Raw genomic sequence first — 24,397 nt, forward strand, 5'->3', positions numbered from 1 at the left:
CCGACGCCGCACGCACCCCTCGGGCCTCCGCGGTCCCGGCCCGGCGCCCGCGGTGTCCGAGGCCCCGAGTAGGCTGGGGCGCGATCCGCCCGGCCCGTGCACCACGGCGAGGGTCGGGGCCAGGCCCCGCCCGGCGTCGTCGTGCCCCGCGCCGGGTCAGACCGCGCGCCGCCGCGCCACCCGCCCCACACACCAGGAGCCCGCCACTCATGTCCCTGACCGGTCTGCTCACCGCGCTCACCGAGGACCGCAGCTTCGCGAACATCCGCACCCAGGCCGCGCGCCCGCTCGCGGAGCGCTCCCCGGAGACGATCATCAGCGCCACGGACGGACTGCGCGCCCCCGTGCTCGCGCAGATCGCCGCGGGTCTCGCGGACGACGCCGCGGCGTCGGCTCCCGGGAGCTCCGGCGCCTCCGCCGCGGGGGCCCACGCCCCGGTGCTGCTGGCCGTGACCGCCACGGGCCGTGAGTCCGAAGAGCTGCAGGCCGCGCTGGGCTCCTACCTGCCGAGTGAGCAGATCGCGAACTTCCCGTCCTGGGAAACCCTGCCGCACGAGCGGCTGTCCCCCCGCTCGGACACCGTGGGGCAGCGGCTGAGCGTGCTGCGCCGACTGGAGCGCACCGACCCCTCCGAGCAGCCGCTGCGCGTGGTCGTGGCGCCGGTGCGCTCGGTGCTGCAGCCCGTGGTCGCGGGGCTCGGGCAGATGGAGCCCGTGACGCTGCGCACCGGGCAGGACTACGACTTCCAGCAGCTCGTGGCGGAGCTGGCCGGTGCCGCCTACTCGCGCGTGGACATGGTCACCCGGCGCGGGGAGTTCGCGGTGCGCGGCGGGATCATCGACGTGTTCCCGCCCACCGAGGACCACCCCGTGCGCGCGGAGTTCTTCGGGGACGAGCTGGACGAGATGCGCTGGTTCGCGGTGGCGGACCAGCGCACCCTCACCACTGCCGAGCACCCCCCGGTGATCGTGGCCCCGCCGTGCCGCGAGCTGCTCATCACCCCGTCCGTGCAGTCCCGCGCGGCCAAGCTCAAGGACCAGCTGCCCGGCGGGCGGGAGATGCTCGAGCGCATCGCCGGTGGGCAGTACGTGGAGGGCATGGAGTCCCTGGCCCCGCTGCTCGCGGACGAGATGGTGCAGGTGCTGTCCCTGCTGCCCGGGGGCTCCATGACCGTGGTGCTCGAGCCCGAGAAGGTCCGGGCGCGCGCCCACGACCTCGTGGCCACCAACGAGGAGTTCCTCATGGCCGCGTGGGACTCCGCCTCGGGCGGCAGCGACGCGCCCCTGGACATCAACGCGGCGCTGGACACGGACGACGACGCCGCCCGCACCCTCTCCTCCGGCTCGTTCCACACGATCGCCGAGGTACGCGAGCTCGCCCTGGAGCGCTCGGTGGGCTGGTGGGCCGTGACCGGGCTGAACGTCAACGCCGTGACCACCTCCGAGATCAGCGCGGACACCTCCGACGAGGAGGTCCACCTCGCAGACACGGACGCGGACACCCTCACCGTGACCGCGCGCGAACCCACCCGGTTCTCGGGGGATGTGCCGGCCGTGCTGTCCTTCCTGGGGGAGCGGGCGCGCGAGGACTGGCGCATCGTGCTGGTCACGGACGGCCCCGGACCCCTGCAGCGGCTGAGCGAGCTGCTGCACGGGGCGGACGTCCCCGCCGCCCGCCACGACAGCATCGACGACGCTCCCCAGCCCGGCCTCGTGGAGCTGACCACCGCTCGCGCCGGGCGTGGCTTCGTGCTCGAGGCGCAGCGGATCGCGCTGCTCACCGAGGCGGACGTGCTGGGCCGCTCCAGCACCTACGACAACCGCGCCGAGCGCAAGCTCCCGCAGCGCCGCAAGCGCAACCAGGTGGACCCCCTGGCCCTGCAGAAGGGCGACTACGTGGTGCACGAGCAGCACGGCATCGGGCAGTTCATCGAGCTCGTGCAGCGGCCCATCGCGGGCGCCATGACCGCTCCCGGCCAGCCGAAGCCCGTGCGCGAGTACCTCGTGCTGGAGTACGCGGCGTCCAAGCGCAACGGGCCCAAGGACCGGCTGTTCGTGCCCACGGACCAGCTCGACCAGGTGAGCTCCTACGTGGGCGGGGAGGCGCCGTCGCTGTCCAAGATGGGCGGGGCGGACTGGAACAAGACCAAGCGCAGCGCCAAGAAGGCCGTCAAGGAGATCGCCAACGAGCTGATCCGGCTGTACTCGGCGCGCATGGCGTCCAAGGGCCACGCCTTCGGCCCGGACACCCCGTGGCAGCGCGAGCTGGAGCAGGCGTTCCCGTACATCGAGACCCCGGACCAGCTCACCACCATCGACGAGGTCAAGGCGGACATGGAGCGGCCCATCCCCATGGACCGGCTGATCTCCGGGGACGTGGGCTACGGCAAGACCGAGGTGGCGGTGCGCGCCGCGTTCAAGGCCGTGCAGGACGGCAAGCAGGTGGCGGTGCTCGTGCCCACCACGCTGCTTGCCCAGCAGCACTCCGAGACGTTCGCCGAGCGGTTCTCGGGCTTCCCCGTGCGCCTGGCCACGCTCTCGCGATTCCAGACGGCCAAGGAGTCCAAGGCCACCATGGAGGGGCTGCGCAGCGGCGCGGTGGACGTGGTGATCGGCACCCACCGGCTGCTGAGCAAGGAGATGCAGTTCAAGAACCTGGGCCTCGTGATCATCGACGAGGAGCAGCGCTTCGGCGTGGAGCACAAGGAGAAGCTCAAGGCCATGCGCACGGACGTGGACGTGCTGGCCATGTCCGCCACGCCCATCCCGCGCACCCTGGAGATGTCCATGACGGGCATCCGCGAGACCTCCACGCTGGCCACCCCGCCCGAGGAGCGCCACCCCGTGCTCACGTACGTGGGCCCCTACACGAACAAGCAGGTCTCCGCGGCCATCCGGCGCGAGCTCATGCGCGAGGGCCAGGTGTTCTTCATCCACAACCGCGTGTCCACGATCGAGGCGCAGGCCAAGGAGCTCGCGGAGCTCGTGCCCGAGGCGCGGATCGCGGTGGCCCACGGGCAGATGACCGAGTCCCGCCTGGAGCAGATCATCGTGGACTTCTGGGAGAAGAAGTTCGACGTGCTGGTGTGCACCACCATCGTGGAGACCGGTCTGGACATCGCCAATGCCAACACACTGATCGTGGACCACGCGGACCGCTACGGGCTCTCCCAGCTGCACCAGCTGCGCGGCCGTGTGGGGCGCGGGCGCGAGCGCGCCTACGCCTATTTCCTGTACCCCGCGGAGAAGCCCCTGAGCGAGACCGCTCTGGAGCGGCTCAAGGCCGTGGCGGCGCACAACGAGCTGGGCTCGGGCATGCAGCTGGCCATGAAGGACCTCGAGATCCGCGGCGCGGGCAACCTGCTGGGCGGTGAGCAGTCCGGGCACATCGCGGGCGTGGGCTTCGACATGTACCTGCGCCTCGTGGGCGAGGCCGTGGCGGAGTACCGCGGGGACCAGGACACCGGGCCCGCGGAGATGAAGATCGAGCTGCCCGTCAACGCCCACCTCCCGCACGACTACGTGCCCGGGGAACGGCTGCGTCTGGAGGCCTACCGCACCATCGCGAACGCCGCCACGGAGGACGCCGTCGCGGAGGCGGGCAACGAGCTGAAGGACCGCTACGGGCCCCTGCCCACGCCGGTGCAGAACCTGCTGGAGGTCGCCCGGTTGCGGATCCGGGCGCGCGCCGCGGGCCTCACGGACGTGGCCACGCAGGGCACCATGGTCCGGTTCTCACCCGCCGAGCTCAGCGAGTCCCGCGAGATGCGCCTCACGCGCCTCTACCCGGGAGCGCAGATCCGTCCGGTGCCGGGCACGGAGGAGCGCATGGTGCTGATCCCCAAGCCCAAGACCGCGCGGATCGGCGGCAAGGACCTCGTGGACGGGGACATTCTCGCGTGGGCCCGCGAGGTGCTGGACGCGATCTTCCCGGTGCTCGACCCCGCCGCCGCGGGCACGGACGCCACTGCGGGCACGGACGACGCCGCGGGGTAGCGGCCCCGGGGACGTCGGCCCCGCGACCCATCGGCTGCGCGCGTCCTCCGTTCGGGGCTCCTAGGATGAACAGTCATGGGACATCTGCTCGTGACCGGCGGCGCCGGGTTCATCGGGGCCAACTTCGTGCACCACGTGCTGGCGCACACGCAGCACTGCGTCACGGTGCTGGACAAGCTCAGCTACGCGGGCAACCGCGGGAACCTGGCGGTCGCTGACCCGGCCCGCTACGACCTGGTGGTGGGGGACGTCGCGGACGCGGGCGTCGTCGACGACCTGGTGGGAACGGCGGACGCCGTGGTGCACTTCGCCGCCGAGTCCCACAACGACAACTCCCTGCGGGACCCCTGGCCGTTCGTGCAGACCAACGTGGTGGGGACCTACACCCTGCTGGAGGCCGCTCGGCGGCACGGGACGCGGTTCCACCACGTGTCCACGGACGAGGTGTTCGGGGACCTGGCCCTGGGGGACCCGCAGCGCTTCACGGAGGACACCGCGTACCGGCCGTCCAGCCCGTACTCGGCGACCAAGGCGGCGTCGGACCACCTGGTGCGCGCGTGGGCACGCTCCTTCGGAGTGGAGGTCACGCTGTCCAACTGCTCCAACAACTACGGCCCCTACCAGCACGTGGAGAAGTTCATCCCGCGCCAGATCACCAACGTGCTCACCGGGCAGCGGCCCAAGCTGTACGGCGCGGGAGAGAACGTGCGGGACTGGATCCACGTGGCGGACCACTCCGCCGCCGTGCTGCGCATCCTCGAGTCCGGAGTCCCCGGCCGCACGTACCTGGTCGGCGCGGACGGCGAGCGGGACAACCTCACGGTGCTCCGGGAGATCCTGCGGCTCATGGGCCAGCCGGAGGACGCGTTCGAGCACGTGACGGACCGCGCCGGCCACGACCGCCGCTACGCGATCGACGGCTCCCGCACCCGCGCGGAGCTGGGCTGGGAGCCGCGCTGGACGGACTTCTCGGAGGGCCTCGCGGACACCATTGCGTGGTACACCGAGCACCGGGACTGGTGGGAGCCCGCGAAGTCCGCCACCGAAGCCGCCTACCGGAAGGCCGGACAGTGAACGCCCAGGACCTCACCGTGCACACCACCGCCATCGACGGCCTGCGGTTCGTGGAGGTGCCCGTCCACGGTGACAACCGCGGCTGGTTCAAGGAGAACTGGCAGCGCGCCAAGGCGGTGGCGGCCGGGTTGCCCGACGCCTCGTTCGTGCAGCACAACATCTCCTTCAACGGCTCCCGCGGCACCACGCGCGGGATCCACGCCGAGCCGTGGGACAAGTACGTCTCGGTGGCCACCGGGCGGATCTTCGGCGCGTGGGTGGACCTGCGCCAGGGGCCGGGCTTCGGCACCGTGGTCACTCACGAGGTCACCCCGGGCACCGCGGTTTTCGTGCCGCGCGGCGTGGGCAACGCGTTCCAGACGCTCGAGGAGGCGACCGCCTACACCTACCTGGTCACGGACCACTGGCGCGCGGACGCCACCGCCGAGTACTCGTTCGTGAACCTCGGTGACCCGCGGCTGGGCATCGAGTGGCCCGTGCCGCTCGCGCAGGCTGAGCTCTCGGACAAGGACCGCGCGCACCCCGCGCTGGACGACGTCGCCCCGCTGGCTCCCGCGCCCGTCCTCGTGCTGGGAGCCCGCGGCCAGGTGGGTGCCGCTCTCACCGAGCTGCTGACCGCGAGCGAGCTGCCGTTCACGTCGTGGACGCGCTCGGAGCTTGACCTCGCGGACCCGGCCTCCTGGCCCGCGGAGATCAGCTCGGGGGACGCCCTGCGCCGGTACCGCGCCGTGGTCAACGCGGCCGCCTTCACGGCAGTGGACGCGGCCGAGAGCACCGAGGGCAGGGCGGCCGCCTGGGCGGTCAACGCCACGGGTGTGGGAGCACTCGCCGCGGCGTGCGCCCGGGCCGGCACCACCCTGGTGCACTTCTCCACGGACTACGTGTTCGACGGCGCCCTGCCTCTGGGCTCGGCGTACGCCCCGGAGGATCCCGTGGCGCCGCTGTCCGTGTACGGGCAGTCGAAGGCCGCGGGGGAGACCGCCGTCCGCGCCTGCCCGCGGCACTACGTGATCCGCACCAGCTGGGTGATCGGGGAGGGGAAGAACTTCGTGGCCACCATGGCGGACCTGGCGCGCCGCGGGGTGGACCCGGCGGTGGTCGCGGACCAGCACGGTCGACTGACCGCGGCGGCCGATCTGGCGGCGGGCGCCCTGCACCTGGTGGACAGCGGCGCCGCGCCTGGCACCTACCACCTCACCGGCTCCGGTGAACCGTGCACCTGGGCGGAGATTGCCCGCTGGGTGTTCGAGGAACTGGGGGCGGACCCGGAGCGGGTGCGGCCGGTCGGGACGGCCGAGTACACGGCGGGGAAAGTGGGCATCGCACCCCGGCCGACCAACAGCTGCCTGGACACCACCAGCCTGGAGGCCACGGGGTTCTCCCCCCGGGACAGCCGGGCCGTGGTGCGGTCGGTTCTCTCCACCACCCACGACTGACCGCACGGTGACGAACACGAGAGAGCCCCGCTGCCTCACGAGGAGGCGGCGGGGCTCTCTGCGGTACTGGGCCGGAATCAGACGGCGCGGTCCTGCTTCTGCTCGCCGGAACCCACGGCGCGCTGCGCCATCTCGGACGCGTTGCGCGGCAGGTCCAGGGTGACCTCGGTGCCACCGGTGGAGTGCTTGGCGGTGGCGCCGCTCAGGAACAGGGTGGGGACCATCAGGGCCAGGCCGTAGGCCAGGATGCCCACCATGAAGAGCCACCAGCTGTCCGGGTAGGTGCTGAACAGCCACAGGCTCACGAGGATGGTGACCATGCCGCCGCCGAAGAGGATCGCGTTCTTCACGATCTCGCCCTCGCCCGAGTACTGCGGTGCGCGGCGGCCGTGGCGCTCGGTGGTGGTGCGGGTGGCGTGAGCGTCCGCGGCGTGGCTGCCGTCCTCCGTGGTGCGCCCGGTGTGCGGACGGTGCGCGTTGGACTCGGCTTCCGATCTTCTGACCATGAGTTCACCCTTTCAGACCGCCGTGGCGGGCCCAGTACTGTCGTGCAGCCAGTCTAGTGCCTGGCACCCGGACTTGCTGACATTCCGTCGCCGGATGCGGTGGCTCAGAGCCTGCCGGCGATGTCCGCGAGCAGCCGGGAGATGCGGGGCCCGGCGGCGCGGCCCGCCTCCAGGACCTCCTCGTGGGACAGCGCCTCGGGGCTAATGCCGGCGGCCGCGTTGGTCACCAGAGACATCCCCAGGATCTCGAGGCCCGCGTGGCGTGCCGCGATGGCCTCCAGGGCGGTGGACATGCCCACGAGGTCCGCGCCGAGCACCTTGGCCATCTGCACCTCTGCCGGAGTCTCGTAGTGCGGGCCGGGGAACTGGGCGTAGACGCCCTCGTCCAGGGAGGGGTCCACCGTGCGGGCGATGTCCCGCAGCCGCTGGGAGTAGAGGTCGGTGAGGTCCACGAACGTGGCTCCCTCCAGCGGGGAGCGCGCGGTGAGGTTGAGGTGGTCGCGGATCAGGACCGGGGTTCCGGGAGCCCAGTCAGGGTTGAGTCCGCCGCAGCCGTTGGTGAGGATCATGATCTCGCTGCCCGCGGCCGCCGCGGTCCGAACACCGTGGGACACGGCGCGCACGCCCTTGCCCTCGTAGAAGTGGGTGCGGGCGCCGATCACCAGGGCGTGGGAGCCGTCCGCCAGGCGGATCGAGCGCAGCGTGCCGCCGTGGCCCTCGAGCGCGGGCTTGGAGAAGCCGGGGATCTCGTGGGCGGGGACCTCGGACACGGTCTCCCCGAGCAGGTCCGCCGCTCCACCCCACCCGGAGCCGAGGGTCAGGGCGATCTTGTACCGGTCCACGCCGGTGCGTTCCCGCAGGGCGTCGGCGGCCTGCTGCGCGAGCTCGAAGGGTTCCTGGGCCGTGGTGTCAGTCATGCCACCATCCTAGGCACGCACGGCTGCCGCGTCAGCGTGTGGGCGCGCCCCGGTAGGCTGGGGCGCATGGCTGACATGACTGTGCAGAGGGAATTCGCGGACCAGAAGCTCGTGATCATCGGCGGCGGCCCCGGTGGCTACGAGGCCGCCCTCGTGGCGGCGTCGCTCGGGGCGGACGTCACCGTGGTGGAGGAGCAGGGCATGGGCGGCTCCGCCGTGCTCACGGACGTGGTGCCGTCCAAGACGCTCATCGCGTCCGCGGACACCATGAACCGTTTCGCCTCGGCCCGTGACCTGGGTGTGCACGTGGGCGACGACCTCGACGCCACGGAGGAGCTCAACAACCTGCGCGTGGACCTGGACAAGGTCAACGTGCGCCTGCTGCGCCTCGCGGCCACGCAGTCCCGGGACATCAAGCGCGGCCTGGAGCGCGTGGGTGTGCGGGTGGTGGTCGGCCGCGGGAAGATCGTGGACCGCTACACCGTGGTGGTGGACCCCAGCGACGACGAGCCCTACGAGCTGAAGGCGGACGTGGTGCTCGTGTCCGTGGGCGCCCACCCGCGCGAGCTGGACACCGCCAAGCCGGACGGTGAGCGGATCTTCAACTGGAAGCAGATCTACCAGCTCACGGAGATCCCCGAGAAGCTGATCGTGGTGGGCTCGGGTGTCACCGGTGCGGAGTTCGCCTCCGCGTACAACGGTCTGGGCTCCGAGGTCACCCTGGTCTCCTCCCGCGAGCAGGTGCTGCCGGGCTCGGACAAGGACGCCGCCCAGGTGCTCGAGAACGTGTTCGAGCGCCGCGGTCTGCGCGTGCTCTCCCGCTCCCGCGCGGACGCCGTGGAGAACACCGGCGACGGCGTGCGGGTGACCCTCTCGGACGGCCGCAAGATCCGCGGCACGCACTGCCTGCTGGCCGTGGGCTCCATTCCCAACACCGCGGACATGGGTCTCGAGGAGGCAGGGGTGGCCATGACCGAGTCCGGCCACATCCGCGTGGACACCGTCTCCCGCACCACCGCCCCCGGCATCTACGCCGCGGGCGACTGCACGGGCGTCATGCCGCTCGCCTCCGTGGCCGCCATGCAGGGCCGCATCGCCGTCGCGCACATCCTGGGTGACACCGTTCACCCGCTGCGTACGGACGAGGTGGCCTCCAACATCTTCACGTCCCCGGAGATCGCGTCCGTGGGCATCACCCAGCAGGACGTGGAGGCGGATCCCGCCATGTTCACCGGAATGACCATGAACCTGGCCACCAACCCGCGCGCCAAGATGATGGCCGTGGACGACGGCTTCGTGAAGATCTTCGCGCGCCGCGGCAGCGGCACCGTGATGGGCGGCGTGGTGGTGGGCCCGCGCGCCTCGGAGCTGATCTTCCCGATCGCGCTCGCGGTCACCCACCGCCTGGGCGTGGACGACCTCTCGGACACCTTCGCGGTCTACCCGTCCCTGTCCGGGACCATTGCGGAGGCCGCGCGCCGCCTGCACGTCCACCGCTGACCCGGCCCCGGGGGCGGTACGACGACGCCGCGGTGACCTTTTCTGCGAAGGTCACCGCGGCGTCGTCGTGCGCGGGGCGGGGGGAGGGCTACTCCACGACCACCCGGGCGGCACCCACGGTGTTCATGTCCACGTGGCGGGTCTCGGGGGAGAACCACAGGGCCACCAGCGTTATGAGCGCCGCGACGGACAGGTACAGCCCCACCGAGCCCACTCCGTAGTTGGCGTTGAGCATCACGGCGATGTACGGCGTGATGGCCGCGCCCAGGATCGAGGCCACGTTGTACGCGATCCCGGAGCCGGTGTAGCGCACGTTGGTGGGGAACAGCTCGGGCAGGATCGCGGACATCGAGCCGAACGTGAGGCCCATCAGGGTCATGCCCACGGTCAGGAAGAACAGCACGCGCGGCAGGGAGGCCTCGGCACCCGTGCCCACGAGGGACGGGGCCATGACGATCCCGAACGTGAGCCCGAAGACCAGGATCAGGGACGTGATCACCAGCTGGGACGAGCGGCGTCCGAAGCGGTCCGCGAGCCAGCCGGAGACGGGGACCATGGCCGCGAACAGCAGCACGGAGAGCAGCTGCAGCACCAGGAACGTGCGGTAGGGGATGCCCAGACCACCGGCGGCGGGCTTGCCGATGCCGTAGGAGAGGATCCACGCGGTCATCAGGTAGAACAGCACGTAGGTGGCCAGCATGATGAACGTGCCCTGGACGATCTGCACCCACGAGGTCTTGAACACCTCCAGCACGGGGGCGGTGACCTTCTGCCCCTGCTTCTCCGCGTGCTTGAACACGGGGGTCTCCTCGAGCTTCACGCGCACCCACAGGCCCAGCAGCACCATGACCACCGAGGCCAGGAACGGGATGCGCCAGCCCCACACCAGGAATGCGTGGCTGGTGCTCGGGTCCTCACCGGCGGTGCCGAACTGCATGAGCACCGTGAGCAGCAGGAAGAAGCCGTTGGCCAGGATGAATCCGAACGGCGCACCCAGCTGGGGCCACATGGCGGCGCGGGCCCGCTTGCCCTCCTCGGCGTACTCGGTGGCCAGCAGCGAGGCGCCGGACCACTCGCCACCCAGGCCCACGCCCTGGCAGAAGCGCAGGATGGTGAGGATCAGGGGCGCCCAGATGCCGATCTGGTAGTACGTGGGCAGCACGCCGATCAGGAACGTGGCGATGCCCATGGTCAGCAGGGCGCCGATCAGGGTGGCCTTGCGGCCGATCCGGTCCCCGAAGTGCCCGAAGATCACGGAGCCGATGGGTCGGCCGAAGAACGCCGCGGCGAACGTGGCCATCGAGGCCAGCAGCTTGGCGGTGTCGTCGTTGCCCGTGAAGAACAGGGCGGGGAACACGGCCACGGCGGCCGTGGCGTACACGTAGAAGTCGTAGAACTCGATCGTGGTTCCCACCAGGGAGGCCAGGATCACGCGGCCGCGCGGCACCCTCTGGTTCAGGGACGGCGAGCCGGGGCCCGCGGGGGAAACGGTCGTGGACATGGAGCTCCTCATCGGCAGTCGGTTCGAAGAATGACTACAAGATAGGGGCGCGGATACCACATGGTGAATTCAGGTGTCCATCATGTGAGACATCCCGTTGACGTCCTGCGGGTGGCCGTTCCGGGGGCCTCGACCGGTACCCCGCACGAGATTCCGGTCGTCGGGGGTCCGGCGCAACGCACGAGGCCCCGGTCCGCAAGGAAACGGCGCAACGCACGAGGCCCCGGTCCGCGGGGGACCGGGGCCTCGTGAGGGCGAGGGGACTCAGGACTCGATGGTGGCCAGCACGGTGCCCGCAGAGACCGTGTCCCCCTCGGAGACCTCCAGGTCCTTGAGCACACCGGCCTTGTGGGCCGTCAGCGGCTGCTCCATCTTCATGGCCTCGAGCACCACGATCAGGTCGCCCTCGGCCACCTCGTCCCCGTTGGACGCGGCGATCTTCACGATCGTGCCCTGCATGGGGGAGGTCAGGGCGTCGCCGGAGGCGCCTCGTGCGGCCGTGCCGCCGCGGGCGCCGCGCTGCTTGCGGGGCTTGGCCTGGGCGGGCGCCGCGGAGCGGGCGGTGCCGGGCAGCTGCGGCATGGTGACCTCCAGCCGCTTGCCGCCGACCTCCACCACCACGGTCTGCCGCTCGGGCTCGTCCGCGGCGGGCTCGGGGGACGCGGCGAACGGCTCGATGCTGTTGTCGAACTCCGTCTCGATCCACCGGGTGTGCACCGTGAAGGGGGTCCCCTCCGGGGTGGCGAAGGCGGGATCGGAGACTACTGCGCGGTGGAACGGGACCACGGTGGGCATGCCCTCGACGGTCATCTCCTGCAGGGCACGGCGGGAACGCTCGAGCGCCTGCGTACGGGTGGCTCCGGTGACGACGAGCTTGGCCAGCATGGAGTCAAAGTTCCCGCCCACGGTCTCGCCGGCCTCCACACCGGAGTCCACGCGGACGCCCGGTCCGGAGGGGACCGTGAACGTGGTCAGGGTGCCGGGGGAGGGCATGAAGTTGCGCCCGGCGTCCTCGCCGTTGATGCGGAACTCGATGCTGTGCCCGCGCACCTCGGGGTCCTCGTAGCCCAGGGCCTCGCCGCGGGCGATCCGGAACTGCTCGCGCACCAGGTCCAGGCCCGAGACCTCCTCGGAGACGGGGTGCTCCACCTGCAGGCGCGTGTTGACCTCCAGGAAGGAGATGGTGCCGTCCTGACCCACCAGGAACTCGCACGTCCCGGCGCCCTGGTAGTTGGCCTCGCGAAGGATCGCCTTGGAGGACTCGTAGAGCCGCCGGTTCTGTTCCTCGCTCAGGAACGGCGCGGGGGCCTCCTCCACGAGCTTCTGGTTGCGGCGCTGCAGCGAGCAGTCCCGCGTGGAGACGACGACCACGGTGCCGTACTGGTCCGCGAGGCACTGGGTCTCCACGTGGCGGGGAGCGTCCAGGAAGCGCTCCACGAAGCACTCGCCGCGGCCGAACGCGGCGGTGGCCTCACGCACCGCGGACTCGTAGAGCTCGGGGATGGCGTCCCGCTCGCGGACCACCTTGATGCCGCGACCGCCGCCGCCGAAGGCCGCCTTGATCGCGATGGGCAGACCGTGCTGGTCCGCGAAGTCCAGAACCTCCTGGGCGGAGGAGACGGGGTCCGCGGTGCCGGGCACCTGGGGCGCGTTCACCTTCTCGGCGATGTGCCGGGCCGCGACCTTGTCACCCAGCTGGGCGATCGCGGCGGGCGGCGGGCCGATCCACGTGAGGCCGGCGTCGATCACGGCGGCGGCGAACTCCGCGTTCTCGGAGAGGAAGCCGTAGCCCGGGTGGACGGCGTCGGCACCCGAGCGCCGTGCGGCGTCGAGCACCTTGTCGATCCGCAGGTAGGAGTCCGCGGCGGTGGTGCCGCCCAGGGAGTAGGCCTCGTCCGCCATGCGCACGTGCAATGCGTCCCGGTCCGGGTCCGCATACACGGCCACCGAGGTGATGCCCTCGTCACGGGCGGCACGGATCACGCGCACCGCGATCTCCCCCCGGTTGGCCACGAGGACCTTGGTGAGGGGGCGGGTGCCGGTGGCGGCCTCTTGCTGCCGCGAGGTGGTTGTCACGTGTGAACTCCTTGTCGACTCTCTGCCGAAAGGCTAGTGCCCCCCGCCGGGGAACGCCTAAGCGCGGGGGTACCGCGGTGCGGTAACTGTGGAAGATCTACAAATCATTGCGCCCCACCCTGTGCTGCGGCACCCCACCACGAGGATGCCCGGATCCCTACCCCGGCGAGCAGGGTACGCAGGGTGGACAGGCTCAGCCCGATCACGGCGTTCGGATCCCCGCCCACCCGTTCGATGAACTGGGATCCCCGCCCGTCCAGGGTGAAGGAGCCCGCGACCTGGAGGGGCTCACCCGTGGCCACGTAGTCCTCGATCTCCTCGCGCGTCATGGAGGCGAAGTGCACGTCCGCGGAGCAGATCAGGCCGTTGCCGGATGCCTCGCCCGTGCGCGCGTCCACGAGCCAGTGGCCCGTGTGCAGCGTGCCAGTGCGCCCGCTCATGGCGCTGATGCGCTCGATCGCGACGTCCGGCTCGTACGGCTTGCCGTAGGGGGCGCCGTCGAGCTCGAACACGGAGTCGCAACCCAGCACGAGCCGCCCCTCCGCTTCCGGAAGCGCTGCGACGGCCTCCGCCTTGGCGCGGGCAAGTAACAGTGCCGTCTGCGGAGGGGTCTCGGGGGTCTCCGCGGCCACGAGGGCGTCCTCATCCACGTGGGAGACGATGGCGCGGTACGGGATGTGTGCGCGCTCCAACAGGGATGCGCGCGCCGGTGATTGCGAGGCCAGGACGAGAGCGGGGTGCACGCCCCTTACTCTACGGCGGATCTGATGAGGGGACGTCGGTCCGGTGAGGAGGGGTGTGCTCGCGGGAAGGCCGCGACCGTACAAATAGGGGCAACCTCAAGCATCTGCATGTAATCTATTACGTTGGCCGCGCGCGTGGAGAGGGAGGTGGCTCGGATGGTCGAGATCGTGCGTCGTGGTGCGCGCATTCCACGGGCCCTCTCCGGCGTCACCGGGTCCCGACCAGCGACAGCATCCCACGCCTCGAACGGGCCCGGGCTGGCGAACGGGCCGTCCATAGGAGCCGGTCTCCCGCACGGGCCGTGGCTCTCGGACGGCATCGGCCTTACGAACGCCACCGGGACACCACCGGCGCGGCCTTCGCGATGGCTGTCCCGCCCCCTGACGTCGATACTGCTGGACGCCCTGGCCGTGACCCTGGCTCTGATCCTTGCCAACCAGGTGGTGGCTCGAGGCGCGGTGATCGCCCTGCCGGGCGACGCCGGACTCACGTACCCGCAACTGTCCGTTCCACTGGGAACTGGGTGGCTCGCGGCGCTCGCCACATGCCGACGGGTCGTGCGGCTGCCCCGTGGTTATTGGCGCACCGAGTGCCGCTGCATCGCTCGTGCCGCGTTCATCGTGCTCGGTGCGGTGTGCATGGCGGCCGTGGTCCTGCCGCTCGGCATCGACCGCCCGTTCATGGCCGTGACGTTCGCCGCGGGGCTGCTCCTGCAGCTCGTGAGCCGGTGGCTCATCCGGCGCGCCGCCCTCCGCCGACGGGACGACCGCGCGCGAACGGCGGGCCCGCACCTGGGATCCGAGGCGCGGAGCGCCGCCGTTCACGAGTGACGCGGGCCCGATGAAGGTGGTTCCCAGCTGTTGTGGGGGATGGGGTTGTTGACACGGGTGTGGTGGTGAGATGAGGAACGGGCTGCTCGTCGCGGGATGGAAGTTCCTACACCACCCACCCGTACGAGAAAGCCCGTTCATGACCCACGCTAATGCACCCCCTGACCCCGACCGGCCTTCTGCGGATGGTGCACCGTCATCTTTACGATGGTGTGCCCTAGGCCCATGTGGCTGCAAAGTTCCGGGTTTCCCGGCCCACTGTGGCCACCTGGGTGGCGCGTTACCGTGCTGAGGGCGAAGCAGGACTGCGTGATCTCACCCCGTCCGGGGAGAACCTGCAACGCCCACCCCAACGTATCCGTGCCGGATGGGCCGGGCACATGATCCACCTGGATGTGAAGAAGCTCGGGAGAATCCCCGACGGTGGTGGTTGGTGGGCCCTCGGGCGAGACTCCCGCCAAGCCCTGGCTTCCGAACGCGCCCGCAAGCAGTGTGGCGGGTACACCTACCTTCCCAGCGCCGTGGACGGGTTCTCCCGGCTGGCCTGCACCGAGGCCCTCGAGGATGAGAAAGCAGCCACCGGCAACGGTGCCAACTACGCAGGCGTTGAGCTTCACCCGCACCGTGGAAGCACTGGCCAGCAGGCACTAACGGATCCGCCCCTACACGCCACGGCACAACGGCAAATCCGAACGCTATAACCGGTTACTGGTCGATGAGGTCCTCTACGCCCGCCCCTACGCCAGCGGGCAGGCCCGCCGGGAGGCGGCCGGGGTGTGGGTGAACCACTTCAACTACCATCGGCCCCACACCGCCTGCGCCAACCAGCCCCCGGCCTCACGCACCCCCGGATGCAGAATCACTAACTTTCATATCAGTGCCTTACTGCGAAGTGCGTACCCTCTTTTCGGAAGTGATCGGAAGGTGGGGTGGTTGTACCTTCCGTTAAGGACCCCATGGAAGGACATCATGAGCATCGTTATTACCGGAGCTACCGGCCAGCTTGGCCGCCAGGTCGTGGAGACACTGCTGGAGCGCAACGTTCCGCCGCAGGAGATTGTGGCCGCAGGGCGTGCAGTTGAGAAGATCGCGGATCTGGCACAGCGCGGTGTCCATGTAAGGAAGATGGACTACGCCGACGCGGCCTCCGTAGGAAAGGCCATGAAGGGGGCCACTAAAGTCCTCCTGATCTCAGGTTCCGAGGTGGGCCAGCGGGTGGAGCAGCACCGTACCGTGATCGAGGCCGCTCAGCGCGAGGGTATCCAGCTGGTTGCCTACACGAGCATCGCCAACGCAGACGGCAGTGGGATGAAGCTGGCCGTCGAGCACCAAACCACCGAGACCCTCCTGGAGCAGTCCGGCGTTCCTTTCGTCCTGTTGCGCAACAGCTGGTATCTGGAGAATTACACCGACCAATTGTCGGGCGTGCTCGCTCAGGGTGCCCTCGTCGGCAGTGCCGGCAACGGTCGGGTGAGCGCCGCCTCCCGCGCAGACTATGCCCAGGCGGCCGCCGCAGTGTTGCTGGCCGACGACCAGGCTGGCAGGCTCTATGAGCTCGGCGGTGACAAGCCATTCACCATGGCCGAGCTTGCGGCAGAGATCAGCGCCGCGGCCGGCAAGCACATCTCCTACCAGGACCTGCCGCCGCGCGAATACGCCGCAATGCTCGTCAGGGTCGGAGTGCCCGAGGGGGGCGCGGAAATCCTCGCAGATTCTGATCTGGGAATAGCCCGCGGAGACCTCCTGGTGAACTCTGGAGACCTGAACAGGCTCATCGGACGCCCGGCCACGTCCATGGCTGAGGCTGTTCGTTCGGCTGTCGCCGCAATCTAACCTCTCGGTAGAACCTGCATGAGTGGGTAGTTCTGTTTGTCCAACCATTCAACCGGACAACCAGAACTACCCGCCGGCCTCGCCCCTGCCGGCAAACCCCACGCTGACGTCCGATGGTGACGTCTGCCGAGGGGTGTCCAGAGTCTTCTACGTCGGTCAAGAGCCATTCACGCTCGGGGTTGTAGCGTTGAGGGTTCGATAGACGTGACGGGCTAGGTAGTGCTTGATGCAGCGGCGGATCTCTCGGTCGTTCCTTCCTTCCGCTCGGCGCTTGGTGACGTATAGCCGAGTCTGGGCGTCGTAGGTCATCTTGGTGGTCGAGACCGGACGTGGGGAACGAGTAGGTGGTAACTGATCGTTAGCGTCGAGAGGCGCTGGCGGGGGAGGATGTCATCATGGCTGGTCCTTATCCCAGAGAGTTCCGGGAGGACGTTATCGCGGTCGCTTGCCATCGTGAGAGCGGCGTCACCATCAAATAGATTGCTACCGACTTCGGTACCGGCGAAGCGACCCATGCAGAACTGGCTCCGTCAGGTCGACGTGATGAAGGAAATTGGCCTGGTCAGACTGTGTCGGACGCGGGGGATGCTCGGGAGCTGAAGAAGCGGATCCGCCTCCTCAAGCAGGACAACGAGGTGCTCAGCAGGGCTGCGGCGTATTTGTCGCAAGCGAATCTGCGCCTCGGCGGCTGCCCACACTGACATACCCGCTCGTTGCCGAGCTCGCCGGCGCGGGAAGGGGAAGACACCGGGCCCGCCGGTGTTCGAGGACCACCACCAGCGGGTCTTTCGCGCCGACGAGCCGGACCGGCTCTGGCGGAGAGATATCACGAGGCATTGGACGAGGGAGGGCGCGCTCTACTGTTGCGCGATCAAAGACGTGTTCTCCAACCGCGTCGTCGGACACTCAATCTCGAACTGGATGACCGCGAAATTTGCCGTCCACGCGGTCCGCAACGCACTCGCCCGCCGAGGTGACGTCGCCGGGTGCCTGCTGCACGTCGCCCGTGGCCAACGCCCGCAAACCACTGACACATCCGATCCCAGGTCAAGGAGCCATCACATGACCCAAACCCGTAACCCCATCCCACCGTTCACCGCCGAAACCGCCGCCCGCAAGGTACAGGCCGCCGAAGACGCCTGGAATACTCGAGACCCCGAGACGGTCGCCCAGGCCTACAGCGTCGATACCGTGTGGCGAAACCGTGACCAGACGATCACCGGTCGGGACCAGGTGATTGCCTTCCTCACCGCCAAGTGGGATCGGGAACTCGACTATCAACTCCGCAAGAACCTGTGGGCGTTCACCGACGATCAGATCGCCGTGCGATTCCAGTACGAGTGGCACGACCATGACGGCCAGTGGTGGCGCTCCTACGGCAATGAGCTGTGGCGTTTCGAAGCACAGGGCTACATGACCCATCGCGAGGCCAGCATCAACGACCGTCCCATCGGTCAGGAGGAGCGACGCGTCACCCCAGGTCACGGCGAACTTCCCACCTGGTGAGCCTGTCGCCCAGCCATTGAATGCCCCCAGTCTGCCGAGATGACGGGTGGGTGCATACCTCCGAGGCTGGACCATTCGCGTGACAGCACCGACCAAGTGGCCGACGACCGTACGGTCGCCGGCCACTTCGTATCTGAAATGCCTTACGTGTCCCATGGCAACGCCGCTCTCACACCGCGCCACTCGCCGAGCAAGGCCGGACAGACCACGACGAAGCGCTGCATCCAGCTACGTCTGCGTCTGCGCGAGGGACCTGCGCAGTTGGTCTACCGGCTGGGGACCGCCCCGTCGACAGACCACCGGATCCTGGTCGACGCGCACCTGAATCGGCTCTCCCACGCGGACCGCGCGACCGGGGAGCCAGTCCGGCGCTACGAGCACGACCATCCCTGCTCAATGCTCCACGTCGATGTGAAGAAGCTGGGCAACATCCCCGACGGCGGGGGCTGGCGCTACGTCGGTTGCCAACAAGGTGACCGCGACCGGGCCGTCACCCCAGACAAGCCGCGCAACAAGTGGCGGGACCCGTTGATGGGCGGGGCCTATGTCCACACCGTCATCGACGACCACTTCCGCGTCGCCCACGCCGAGATCCACGACGACATTGCCCTCACCGCCACTGCCGTCCTCGTGCGGGCCGTCGAGTGGTTCAACCAGCGTGGTGTCACCGTCGAGAGGTGCTGTCCGACAACGGCGGCGCCTACCGCTCACACCTATGGCGAGACACCTGCGTCGACCTCAGCATCCGGCACAAGCGCACGAGGCCGTATCGGCCACAGACCAACGGGAAGATCGAGCGGTTCCGCCTCACCCTGGCCGACGGCTGAGGCTACGCCCGCTGCTACACGAGCGAGGCCGAGCGCCGCGGGAAACTCGAGGGCTGACTGCACTACTACAACCACCACCGCCCCCACACAGCCTGCGGGAACCAGCCACCCTTCTCACGATTGACCAACGTCTCCGATCAGTACACCTCGATCCCACACAGTTCGCTGCGGGTGAGGAAGCGCCGGCCCGTGGGGGCCTCGAGGGAGAAGCCCCCACCGCGGCCGGGAACGGCGTCGATTACTAACCGCGTGTGCCGCCAGTACTCGAACTGCTCGGCGGAGATCCAGAACTCCAGGCCCCCGAGATCCTCGCCGGTCGGGGACGGCAACCGGGCAGTGCCCAGCAGGACATCGGCCGCGCCCGTGCGGAACTCACCGGCGGGGAAGCACATGGGCGAGGAACCGTCACAGCATCCCCCGGACTGGTGGAACATGAGGGGTCCAGGTTGCTCCCACAGTTCCTGCAACAGGGCCACCGCGGGCCGGGTGAAACCGACCCGTGAGGTGGTCTCACCGGGTACCGCAGCGGTCGCCTCGAGCACCACGGGGTGTTCGGGATCCGCGATGTCCGCCGGGGACGGGTCCACCGGTGATGAAGGGGTGCTCATGACGGTTCCTCGCCTTCCGGTCACGGTCTAGAAGAAGCCCTGCGCGTTCTCGGTGTAGCTCACGAGCATGTTCTTGGTCTGCTGGTAGTGGTCGAGCATCATGAGGTGGTTCTCCCTGCCAATGCCCGAGGACTTGTAGCCGCCGAACGCGGAGTGCGCGGGGTAGCTGTGGTACTGGTTCACCCACACGCGCCCGGACTGGATGGCGCGCCCGGCCCGGTAGGCGGTGTTGCCGTCGCGGGACCACACGCCCGCGCCCAGGCCGTAGAGGGTGTCGTTGGCAATGGAGATGGCGTCCTCGTAGGAGCCGAACTTCGCAACCGAGAGCACCGGGCCGAAGATCTCCTCCTGGAAGATCCGCATGGAGTTGGTGCCCTCGAACACCGTGGGCTGGACGTAGTAGCCGCCCGCGAGGTCGCCCTCGAGCTCGGCGCGCTCGCCGCCCACGAGGACCTTGGCGCCCTCCTTCTTGCCGATGTCCAGGTAGGAGAGGATCTTCTCCAGCTGGTCGGTGGAGGCCTGCGCGCCGATCATGGTGTCGGTGTCCAGGGGGTTGCCGGCCTTGATCTGCTTGACGCGCTCGATGCCGTCCGCCAGGAAGGAGTCGTAGATGGACTCCTGAATCAGGGCGCGGGACGGGCACGTGCAGACCTCACCGGAGTTCAGGGCGAAGAACGCGAAGCCCTCCAGGGACTTGTCGTAGAACCCGTCCTTCTCCCGTGCCACGTCCTCGAAGAAGATGTTGGGGGACTTGCCACCCAGCTCCAGGGTGACGGGGATGATGTTCTCCGAGGCGTACTGCATGATGAGCCGCCCCGTGGTGGTCTCACCCGTGAACGCGATCTTGCGGATCCGCTTGTTGGACGCCAGCGGCTTGCCGCACTCCACGCCGAAGCCGTTGACGATGTTCACCACGCCGTCCGGGACCAGGTCCTGGATCAGCCCCATGAGCACCATGATGGACGCCGGGGTCTGCTCCGCGGGCTTGAGCACCACGCAGTTGCCCGCGGCCAGCGCGGGGGCGAGCTTCCACACGGCCATGAGGATCGGGAAGTTCCACGGGATGATCTGGCCCACCACGCCCAGGGGCTCGTGGAAGTGGTACGCCACGGTGTCCTCGTCCAGCTGGGACAGGTGGCCCTCCTGCGCGCGGATGGCACCGGCGAAGTACCGGAAGTGGTCGATGGCCAGGGGGATGTCCGCGTTGAGCGTCTCCCGCACGGGCTTGCCGTTGTCCCAGGTCTCGGCCACCGCGATGGTCTCGAGGTGCTGCTCCATGCGGTCCGCGATCTTGTTCAGCATGAGCGCGCGCTGCGCGGGGGTGGAGGCGTTCCAGGAAGGGGCGGCGGCCCAGGCGGCGTCGAGCGCGGCCTCGATGTCCTCGGCGGTGCCCCGGGCCACCTCGGTGAACGCCCGGCCCGTGACTGGGGTGACGTCCTCGAAGTACTGGCCCTTGACCGGCGGGACCCACTGGCCCCCGATGAAGTGCTCGTAGCGGGGCTTGAAGGTGATGACGGATCCGTCCGTGCCGGGCTGGCTGTACACGCTCATGGTGACCATCCTTGGATCGGTAGTGAGGTGGATCACAGCCTAGTGCCCAGCGCTGACATGATCGACCCCCCGCATGCCACGGGGCGGCCCGGGATCAACCCGAGCCGCCCCGTTCGCAGAAGGTGCCGGCGGTGACGCACGTGCTACACGGTGCGCTGACCGTCCGTCGCCCCGGGTGAGGTCTGGGACAGCGTGGCACCGGACGCCGACGCCGCGTGCTCCGGTTCGCGCGCGGAGGTGCCGTTGCCGGGGAGGCCGGGGGCGGCGTCGTCGTCCTTGAACGGGCGACCGGCCAGCGGGGCGTTGTAGCGGGGGAGGTCCAGGATGCCCTCGCGCTTGGAGACGACCGTGGCCACCAGCGCCTGGCCGGTGACGTTGAGCGCGGTGCGGCCCATGTCCAGGATGGGGTCCACGGCCAGCAGCAGGCCCACGCCGTCCAGGGGCAGGCCCAGGGTGGACAGGGTCAGGGTGAGCATGACCGTGGCACCGGTGGTTCCGGCGGTGGCGGCCGAGCCCAGCACGGAGACCAGCGCGATCAGCACGAAGTGCATGGGCATGAGCTCCACGCCGTAGAACTGGGCCACGAAGATCGCGGCGACCGCCGGGTAGATCGCGGCGCAGCCGTCCATCTTGGTGGTAGCACCCAGCGGGATGGCGAAGGACGCGTAGTGCCCGGGCACGCCCAGGTTGGACTCGCTCACGCGCTGGGTCACGGGCATGGTGCCCAGGGAGGAGCGGGACACGAAGCCCAGCTGCATGGCGGGCCACACACCGGCGAAGAACTGCTTCACGGACAGGCCGTTGAGCTTGACGATCACTGGGTACACCACGAACGCCACCAGCAGCAGCCCGGCGTACACGGTGAGCACGAAGCTCACGAGCGAGCCCATGGAGGTCCAGCCGTACTCGAACACGGCGGTGCCGATCAGGCCCAGGGTGCCCAGCGGGGCCAGGCGGATGATCCACCACACGACCTTCTGCATGATGGCCAGCCCGGACTTCATGAGGTTCAGGAAGGGCTCGGCCTCCCGGCCCACCTTGAGGGCGGCGATCCCGACCACCAGGGAGACCACCAGGATCTGCAGGATGTTGAAGTTCACGGTGGTCTTGACCGTCTCGGGGTCGATGACCTTGGACGTGGTCTCCAGGCCCAGGAAGTTCACGGGGATCAGGCCCTTGAGGAACGCGAGCCACGAACCCTCCGTGCCGGAGTAGGTCTCGGGCTGCGGCTGGCCGGTGCCCACGCCGGGCTGGACCACCACGGCCAGCACCATGCCGATCACCACCGCGATCAGCGAGGTGACGGCGAACCACATGAGGGTCTTCCACGCCAGTCGGGCGGCGTTGGAGACGTCGCGGAGGTTGGCGATCGAGGAGATGACCGCGGTGACCACGAGCGGCACCACGGCTGCCTTGAGGATGGTCACGTAGCTGGAGCCGATGGTGCCCAGCGTGGTCATGAGCCAGTTGGGGCTCTCCTCGGGGTCCCCGCCCATGGCAGAGGCCAGGGACCCCAGGAGAACGCCCGCGATCAGGGCAATGAGTATCTGCCACCCGAAGGAGGTCATCCACCGCGGCAGACGCCGGGTACTTTCTGCGGAATTCATGTGCGCCACGATAGGGCGGCGAATGGTAATCCGCACACCCCTCGTGACGAACTGTGACGCCCGGATCCTGGGACAGCCCGGGGAAGCCCCCGGGAATCCGCTCCCTACAGCGCCAGGGCGTAGGTGAGTGTGTCCAAGCCCACGGAGCCCAGCCGCAGCGCGCGGCTGTGGAAGCGCTTGAGGTCGAAGTCCTCGCCCTCGCGCGCCATAGCCTGCTCGCGGGCGTCGAGCCACATCTGCAGCCCGATCCGGTAGGAGGGTGCCTGCCCGGGCCAGCCCATGTACCGCAGCCACTCGAAGCGCAGGGTGCCCTCCGCCATCGCCACGTTGTGGCGCAGGAACTTCCAGCCGTCCTCGGGGGTCCAGACCTCCCCTGCGCGGGCGCCACCGAGCATCTCGCCGAGCGCCTCGGGGATCTCGAAGCCGCAGTGGAAGCCCACGTCGAAGATCACGCGCACGGTGCGCAGCCGCTGCGAGTCGAGCATGCCCATGCGGTCCCCGGGGTCGTCCAGGAAGCCGAGCTCGTCCATGAGCCGCTCCGCGTACAGGGCCCAGCCCTCGCCGTGGCCGGAGACCCAGATGCCCATGCGGCGCCACTCGTTGAGCTCGCCCGCGTTGGCCAGGGCCGTGGCGCACTGCAGGTGGTGGCCCGGGATGCCCTCGTGGTACACGGTGGTGGTCTCCTCCCACGTGTTGTGCTGGGAGACCCCCTCCGGCACGGACCACCACATGCGCCCCGGGCGGGAGAAGTCCGCGCTGGGCGGGGTGTAGTAGATGATGCCGTCGTGCGTGGGCGCGATGCAGCACTCCAGGGTGCTCATGGGCTCGGTGATCTCGAAGTGCGTCCCGGCCATCTCCGCCAGCGCGGTGTCCGAGAGCTTCTGCATCCACGCCTGCAGCTCCTCGGGGGAGTGCAGCTGCCTGTCGGGGTCCGCGTTCAGGGCAGCCATGGCCTCCTGCACGGTGGCTCCGGGCTTGATCTGCTCGGCCACGGCGCGCTGCTCGGCGTCCAGCTCCAGCAGCTTCTGCACGGCCCAGTCGTAGACCTCGCGGGGATCACGACGCGTGCCCAGGAACGACGCGAGGTGCAGCCGGTAGTCCTCGATCCCGCACGCGTCGGACTCGCGTGCGACCGGGGCGAAGTCCTCGCGCAGGATCCGGGCGATGTCCCGGTAGGCGGCGCGGGCGGCGTCGGACGCGGTGCGCAGCTCGTCCCGCAGGGCATCCGGCGCGCCGGGATCGGCGGCCAGTGACGCGAAGAAGCCGTCGTCGGACGCGTACTGCTCCGCCTGCTGGGAGGCCTCCACGATCTGCGGGGCCGACGGCGGCCGGTTCAGGGAGACGGCCTCGTCCAGTCCCGCGCGGTACTGCTCCAGGGCGGCGGGGATGTTGGCCATGCGCCCGGCGATGTGCTTCCAGTCCTGCTCGGTCTCCCGCGGCATGGCGTCCAGCACCTGACGGATGCCCTGCACGGGCGACTCGATGTTGTTGACCACGGAGACGTCCAGGTTGGCCTCGTGGCGGTCGCGCTCCAGTTCGAGCTCGTTGCGCATGGCGTGCAGGGTCACCCGGTCCACGTGGTCCTCCGGGGTGACCTCCTCCAGGCGCGCGAGGGTGGAGCGGACGAGCTCGGCACGGGCTGCACGGCCGGCGGGACCGAAGTCCGGGTACTCGGTCTCGTGCCCGGGGAAGCCCAGGAAGGTGGCGTCGCTCGGGTTCAGGGCGAGGCTCTCGTGGAAGTAGGTCTCGGCGAGCTGGTCCGCCGCCGTGGCCGTGCGCTGCGTGGAACCCAGGGGTGCGAGGGGTTCAAGGGACGGGGATGAGGTGTCGGTGTGAGTCACAGGATGTAACCCTAGTCACACCGGCGACACGGACAAGCACCGCCG

General features: G+C 69.4%; 16 protein-coding genes and 4 pseudogenes. 10 read left to right on the plus strand and 10 right to left on the minus strand.

The features are described from left to right. The first annotated feature begins 209 nt into the window (after positions 1-209). The 3 genes from mfd (at position 210) to rfbD (ending at position 6,505) form a co-directional block, all read left to right on the plus strand. Positions 210-3,995 (plus strand): transcription-repair coupling factor, encoded by a 3,786-nt coding sequence (gene mfd / locus HMPREF2833_RS00795; RefSeq protein WP_070636254.1) that lies wholly within the window; start codon positions 210-212, stop codon positions 3,993-3,995. A gap of 75 nt (positions 3,996-4,070) precedes the next feature. Continuing rightward, positions 4,071-5,069, plus strand: a complete 999-nt coding sequence (gene rfbB, locus HMPREF2833_RS00800; RefSeq protein WP_070636255.1) for a dTDP-glucose 4,6-dehydratase — start codon at positions 4,071-4,073, stop codon at positions 5,067-5,069. Further along, positions 5,066-6,505, plus strand: a complete 1,440-nt coding sequence (gene rfbD, locus HMPREF2833_RS00805) for a dTDP-4-dehydrorhamnose reductase (protein ID WP_070636258.1) — start codon at positions 5,066-5,068, stop codon at positions 6,503-6,505. Before rfbB ends, rfbD begins: the two co-directional genes overlap by 4 nt. 77 nt (positions 6,506-6,582) lie before the next feature. Here rfbD and HMPREF2833_RS00810 read toward each other — a convergent pair whose 3' ends face one another. Both HMPREF2833_RS00810 and HMPREF2833_RS00815 read right to left on the minus strand, forming a co-directional pair. Next, positions 6,583-7,011 carry a hypothetical protein gene (locus HMPREF2833_RS00810; RefSeq protein WP_070636260.1) on the minus strand — a complete coding sequence of 143 codons (429 nt, stop codon included), beginning with the start codon at positions 7,009-7,011 and terminating at the stop codon, positions 6,583-6,585. Positions 7,012-7,115: 104 nt separating this feature from the next. Continuing rightward, positions 7,116-7,928: a purine-nucleoside phosphorylase gene (locus HMPREF2833_RS00815; protein WP_019310117.1), complete on the minus strand. Its 813-nt coding sequence runs from the start codon at positions 7,926-7,928 to the stop codon at positions 7,116-7,118. A gap of 75 nt (positions 7,929-8,003) precedes the next feature. Between HMPREF2833_RS00815 and HMPREF2833_RS00820 the strand changes: the two genes are divergently transcribed. Further along, complete coding sequence (locus HMPREF2833_RS00820; protein ID WP_070636431.1) at positions 8,004-9,428, plus strand: NAD(P)H-quinone dehydrogenase; 1,425 nt, start codon at positions 8,004-8,006, stop codon at positions 9,426-9,428. 88 nt (positions 9,429-9,516) lie between these two features. Here the strand turns inward: HMPREF2833_RS00820 and HMPREF2833_RS00825 are convergent, their stop codons facing one another. The 3 genes from HMPREF2833_RS00825 to HMPREF2833_RS00835 form a co-directional block, all read right to left on the minus strand. Then, positions 9,517-10,929 (minus strand): MFS transporter, encoded by a 1,413-nt coding sequence (locus HMPREF2833_RS00825; RefSeq protein WP_070636262.1) that lies wholly within the window; start codon positions 10,927-10,929, stop codon positions 9,517-9,519. Between the two features lie 264 nt (positions 10,930-11,193). Then, a complete protein-coding gene (locus HMPREF2833_RS00830) occupies positions 11,194-13,005 on the minus strand; it encodes an acetyl/propionyl/methylcrotonyl-CoA carboxylase subunit alpha (RefSeq protein ID WP_070636264.1) in 1,812 nt (603 codons plus the stop codon). A gap of 104 nt (positions 13,006-13,109) precedes the next feature. After that, entirely contained in the window at positions 13,110-13,748 is a 639-nt protein-coding gene (locus HMPREF2833_RS00835) for a Maf family protein (protein WP_070636266.1), read from the minus strand. A 411-nt stretch (positions 13,749-14,159) separates the two neighbouring features. Here HMPREF2833_RS00835 and HMPREF2833_RS00840 point away from each other — a divergent pair, with 411 nt between their 5' ends. From HMPREF2833_RS00840 to HMPREF2833_RS00845, 3 genes and pseudogenes are all read left to right on the plus strand, one after another. Next, complete coding sequence (locus HMPREF2833_RS00840; RefSeq protein WP_070636268.1) at positions 14,160-14,579, plus strand: hypothetical protein; 420 nt, start codon at positions 14,160-14,162, stop codon at positions 14,577-14,579. A 139-nt stretch (positions 14,580-14,718) separates the two neighbouring features. Next, positions 14,719-15,446 (plus strand): annotated as a pseudogene (locus HMPREF2833_RS12055) (integrase core domain-containing protein); the annotation flags it as partial. Between the two features lie 102 nt (positions 15,447-15,548). Then, entirely contained in the window at positions 15,549-16,412 is an 864-nt protein-coding gene (locus tag HMPREF2833_RS00845; protein ID WP_070636270.1) for an SDR family oxidoreductase, read from the plus strand. A 156-nt stretch (positions 16,413-16,568) separates the two neighbouring features. On the opposite strand, the pseudogene HMPREF2833_RS12615 reads toward HMPREF2833_RS00845, so the two are convergent. After that, positions 16,569-16,736 (minus strand): annotated as a pseudogene (locus HMPREF2833_RS12615) (IS110 family transposase); the annotation flags it as partial. A 435-nt stretch (positions 16,737-17,171) separates the two neighbouring features. Between HMPREF2833_RS12615 and HMPREF2833_RS12830 the strand changes: the two are divergent. The 3 genes and pseudogenes from HMPREF2833_RS12830 to HMPREF2833_RS12835 form a co-directional block, all read left to right on the plus strand. Continuing rightward, positions 17,172-17,384, plus strand: a pseudogene (locus tag HMPREF2833_RS12830) (DDE-type integrase/transposase/recombinase); the annotation flags it as partial. A 90-nt stretch (positions 17,385-17,474) separates the two neighbouring features. Further along, positions 17,475-17,918: a nuclear transport factor 2 family protein gene (locus HMPREF2833_RS00855; RefSeq protein WP_070636272.1), complete on the plus strand. Its 444-nt coding sequence runs from the start codon at positions 17,475-17,477 to the stop codon at positions 17,916-17,918. Between the two features lie 174 nt (positions 17,919-18,092). After that, a pseudogene (locus HMPREF2833_RS12835) lies at positions 18,093-18,889 on the plus strand (IS481 family transposase); the annotation flags it as partial. Here the strand turns inward: HMPREF2833_RS12835 and HMPREF2833_RS00865 are convergent. The 4 genes from HMPREF2833_RS00865 to HMPREF2833_RS00880 all read right to left on the minus strand — a co-directional run bounded on the left by HMPREF2833_RS00865 (position 18,883) and on the right by HMPREF2833_RS00880 (position 24,352). Next, positions 18,883-19,353 (minus strand): DUF779 domain-containing protein, encoded by a 471-nt coding sequence (locus HMPREF2833_RS00865; RefSeq protein ID WP_083310881.1) that lies wholly within the window; start codon positions 19,351-19,353, stop codon positions 18,883-18,885. The pseudogene HMPREF2833_RS12835 and the gene HMPREF2833_RS00865 sit on opposite strands and share 7 nt — an antisense overlap. Before the next feature lie 27 nt (positions 19,354-19,380). Continuing rightward, entirely contained in the window at positions 19,381-20,904 is a 1,524-nt protein-coding gene (locus HMPREF2833_RS00870) for an acetaldehyde dehydrogenase ExaC (RefSeq protein WP_070636276.1), read from the minus strand. Between the two features lie 143 nt (positions 20,905-21,047). Next, entirely contained in the window at positions 21,048-22,511 is a 1,464-nt protein-coding gene (locus tag HMPREF2833_RS00875) for a dicarboxylate/amino acid:cation symporter (RefSeq protein WP_070636435.1), read from the minus strand. 104 nt (positions 22,512-22,615) lie between these two features. Continuing rightward, positions 22,616-24,352, minus strand: a complete 1,737-nt coding sequence (locus HMPREF2833_RS00880) for a DUF885 domain-containing protein (RefSeq protein WP_070636278.1) — start codon at positions 24,350-24,352, stop codon at positions 22,616-22,618. Positions 24,353-24,397: the final 45 nt, after the last annotated feature.

The organism is Kocuria sp. HMSC066H03 (assembly GCF_001812045.1).
GTDB lineage: Bacteria > Actinomycetota > Actinomycetes > Actinomycetales > Micrococcaceae > Kocuria > Kocuria rhizophila.

Bases quoted from the DNA above. Each gene is read 5' to 3' on its own strand.
- HMPREF2833_RS00845 (WP_070636270.1), top strand. From the start codon at position 15,549: ATGAGCATCGTTATTACCGGAGCTACCGGCCAGCTTGGCCGCCAGGTC.
- HMPREF2833_RS00875 (WP_070636435.1), bottom strand. From the start codon at position 22,511: ATGAATTCCGCAGAAAGTACCCGGCGTCTGCCGCGGTGGATGACCTCC.
- HMPREF2833_RS00825 (WP_070636262.1), bottom strand. From the start codon at position 10,929: ATGTCCACGACCGTTTCCCCCGCGGGCCCCGGCTCGCCGTCCCTGAAC.
- HMPREF2833_RS00870 (WP_070636276.1), bottom strand. From the start codon at position 20,904: ATGAGCGTGTACAGCCAGCCCGGCACGGACGGATCCGTCATCACCTTC.
- HMPREF2833_RS00815 (WP_019310117.1), bottom strand. From the start codon at position 7,928: ATGACTGACACCACGGCCCAGGAACCCTTCGAGCTCGCGCAGCAGGCC.
- HMPREF2833_RS00865 (WP_083310881.1), bottom strand. From the start codon at position 19,353: ATGAGCACCCCTTCATCACCGGTGGACCCGTCCCCGGCGGACATCGCG.
- HMPREF2833_RS00820 (WP_070636431.1), top strand. From the start codon at position 8,004: ATGACTGTGCAGAGGGAATTCGCGGACCAGAAGCTCGTGATCATCGGC.
- HMPREF2833_RS00855 (WP_070636272.1), top strand. From the start codon at position 17,475: ATGACCCAAACCCGTAACCCCATCCCACCGTTCACCGCCGAAACCGCC.
- mfd (WP_070636254.1), top strand. From the start codon at position 210: ATGTCCCTGACCGGTCTGCTCACCGCGCTCACCGAGGACCGCAGCTTC.
- HMPREF2833_RS00810 (WP_070636260.1), bottom strand. From the start codon at position 7,011: ATGGTCAGAAGATCGGAAGCCGAGTCCAACGCGCACCGTCCGCACACC.
- rfbB (WP_070636255.1), top strand. From the start codon at position 4,071: ATGGGACATCTGCTCGTGACCGGCGGCGCCGGGTTCATCGGGGCCAAC.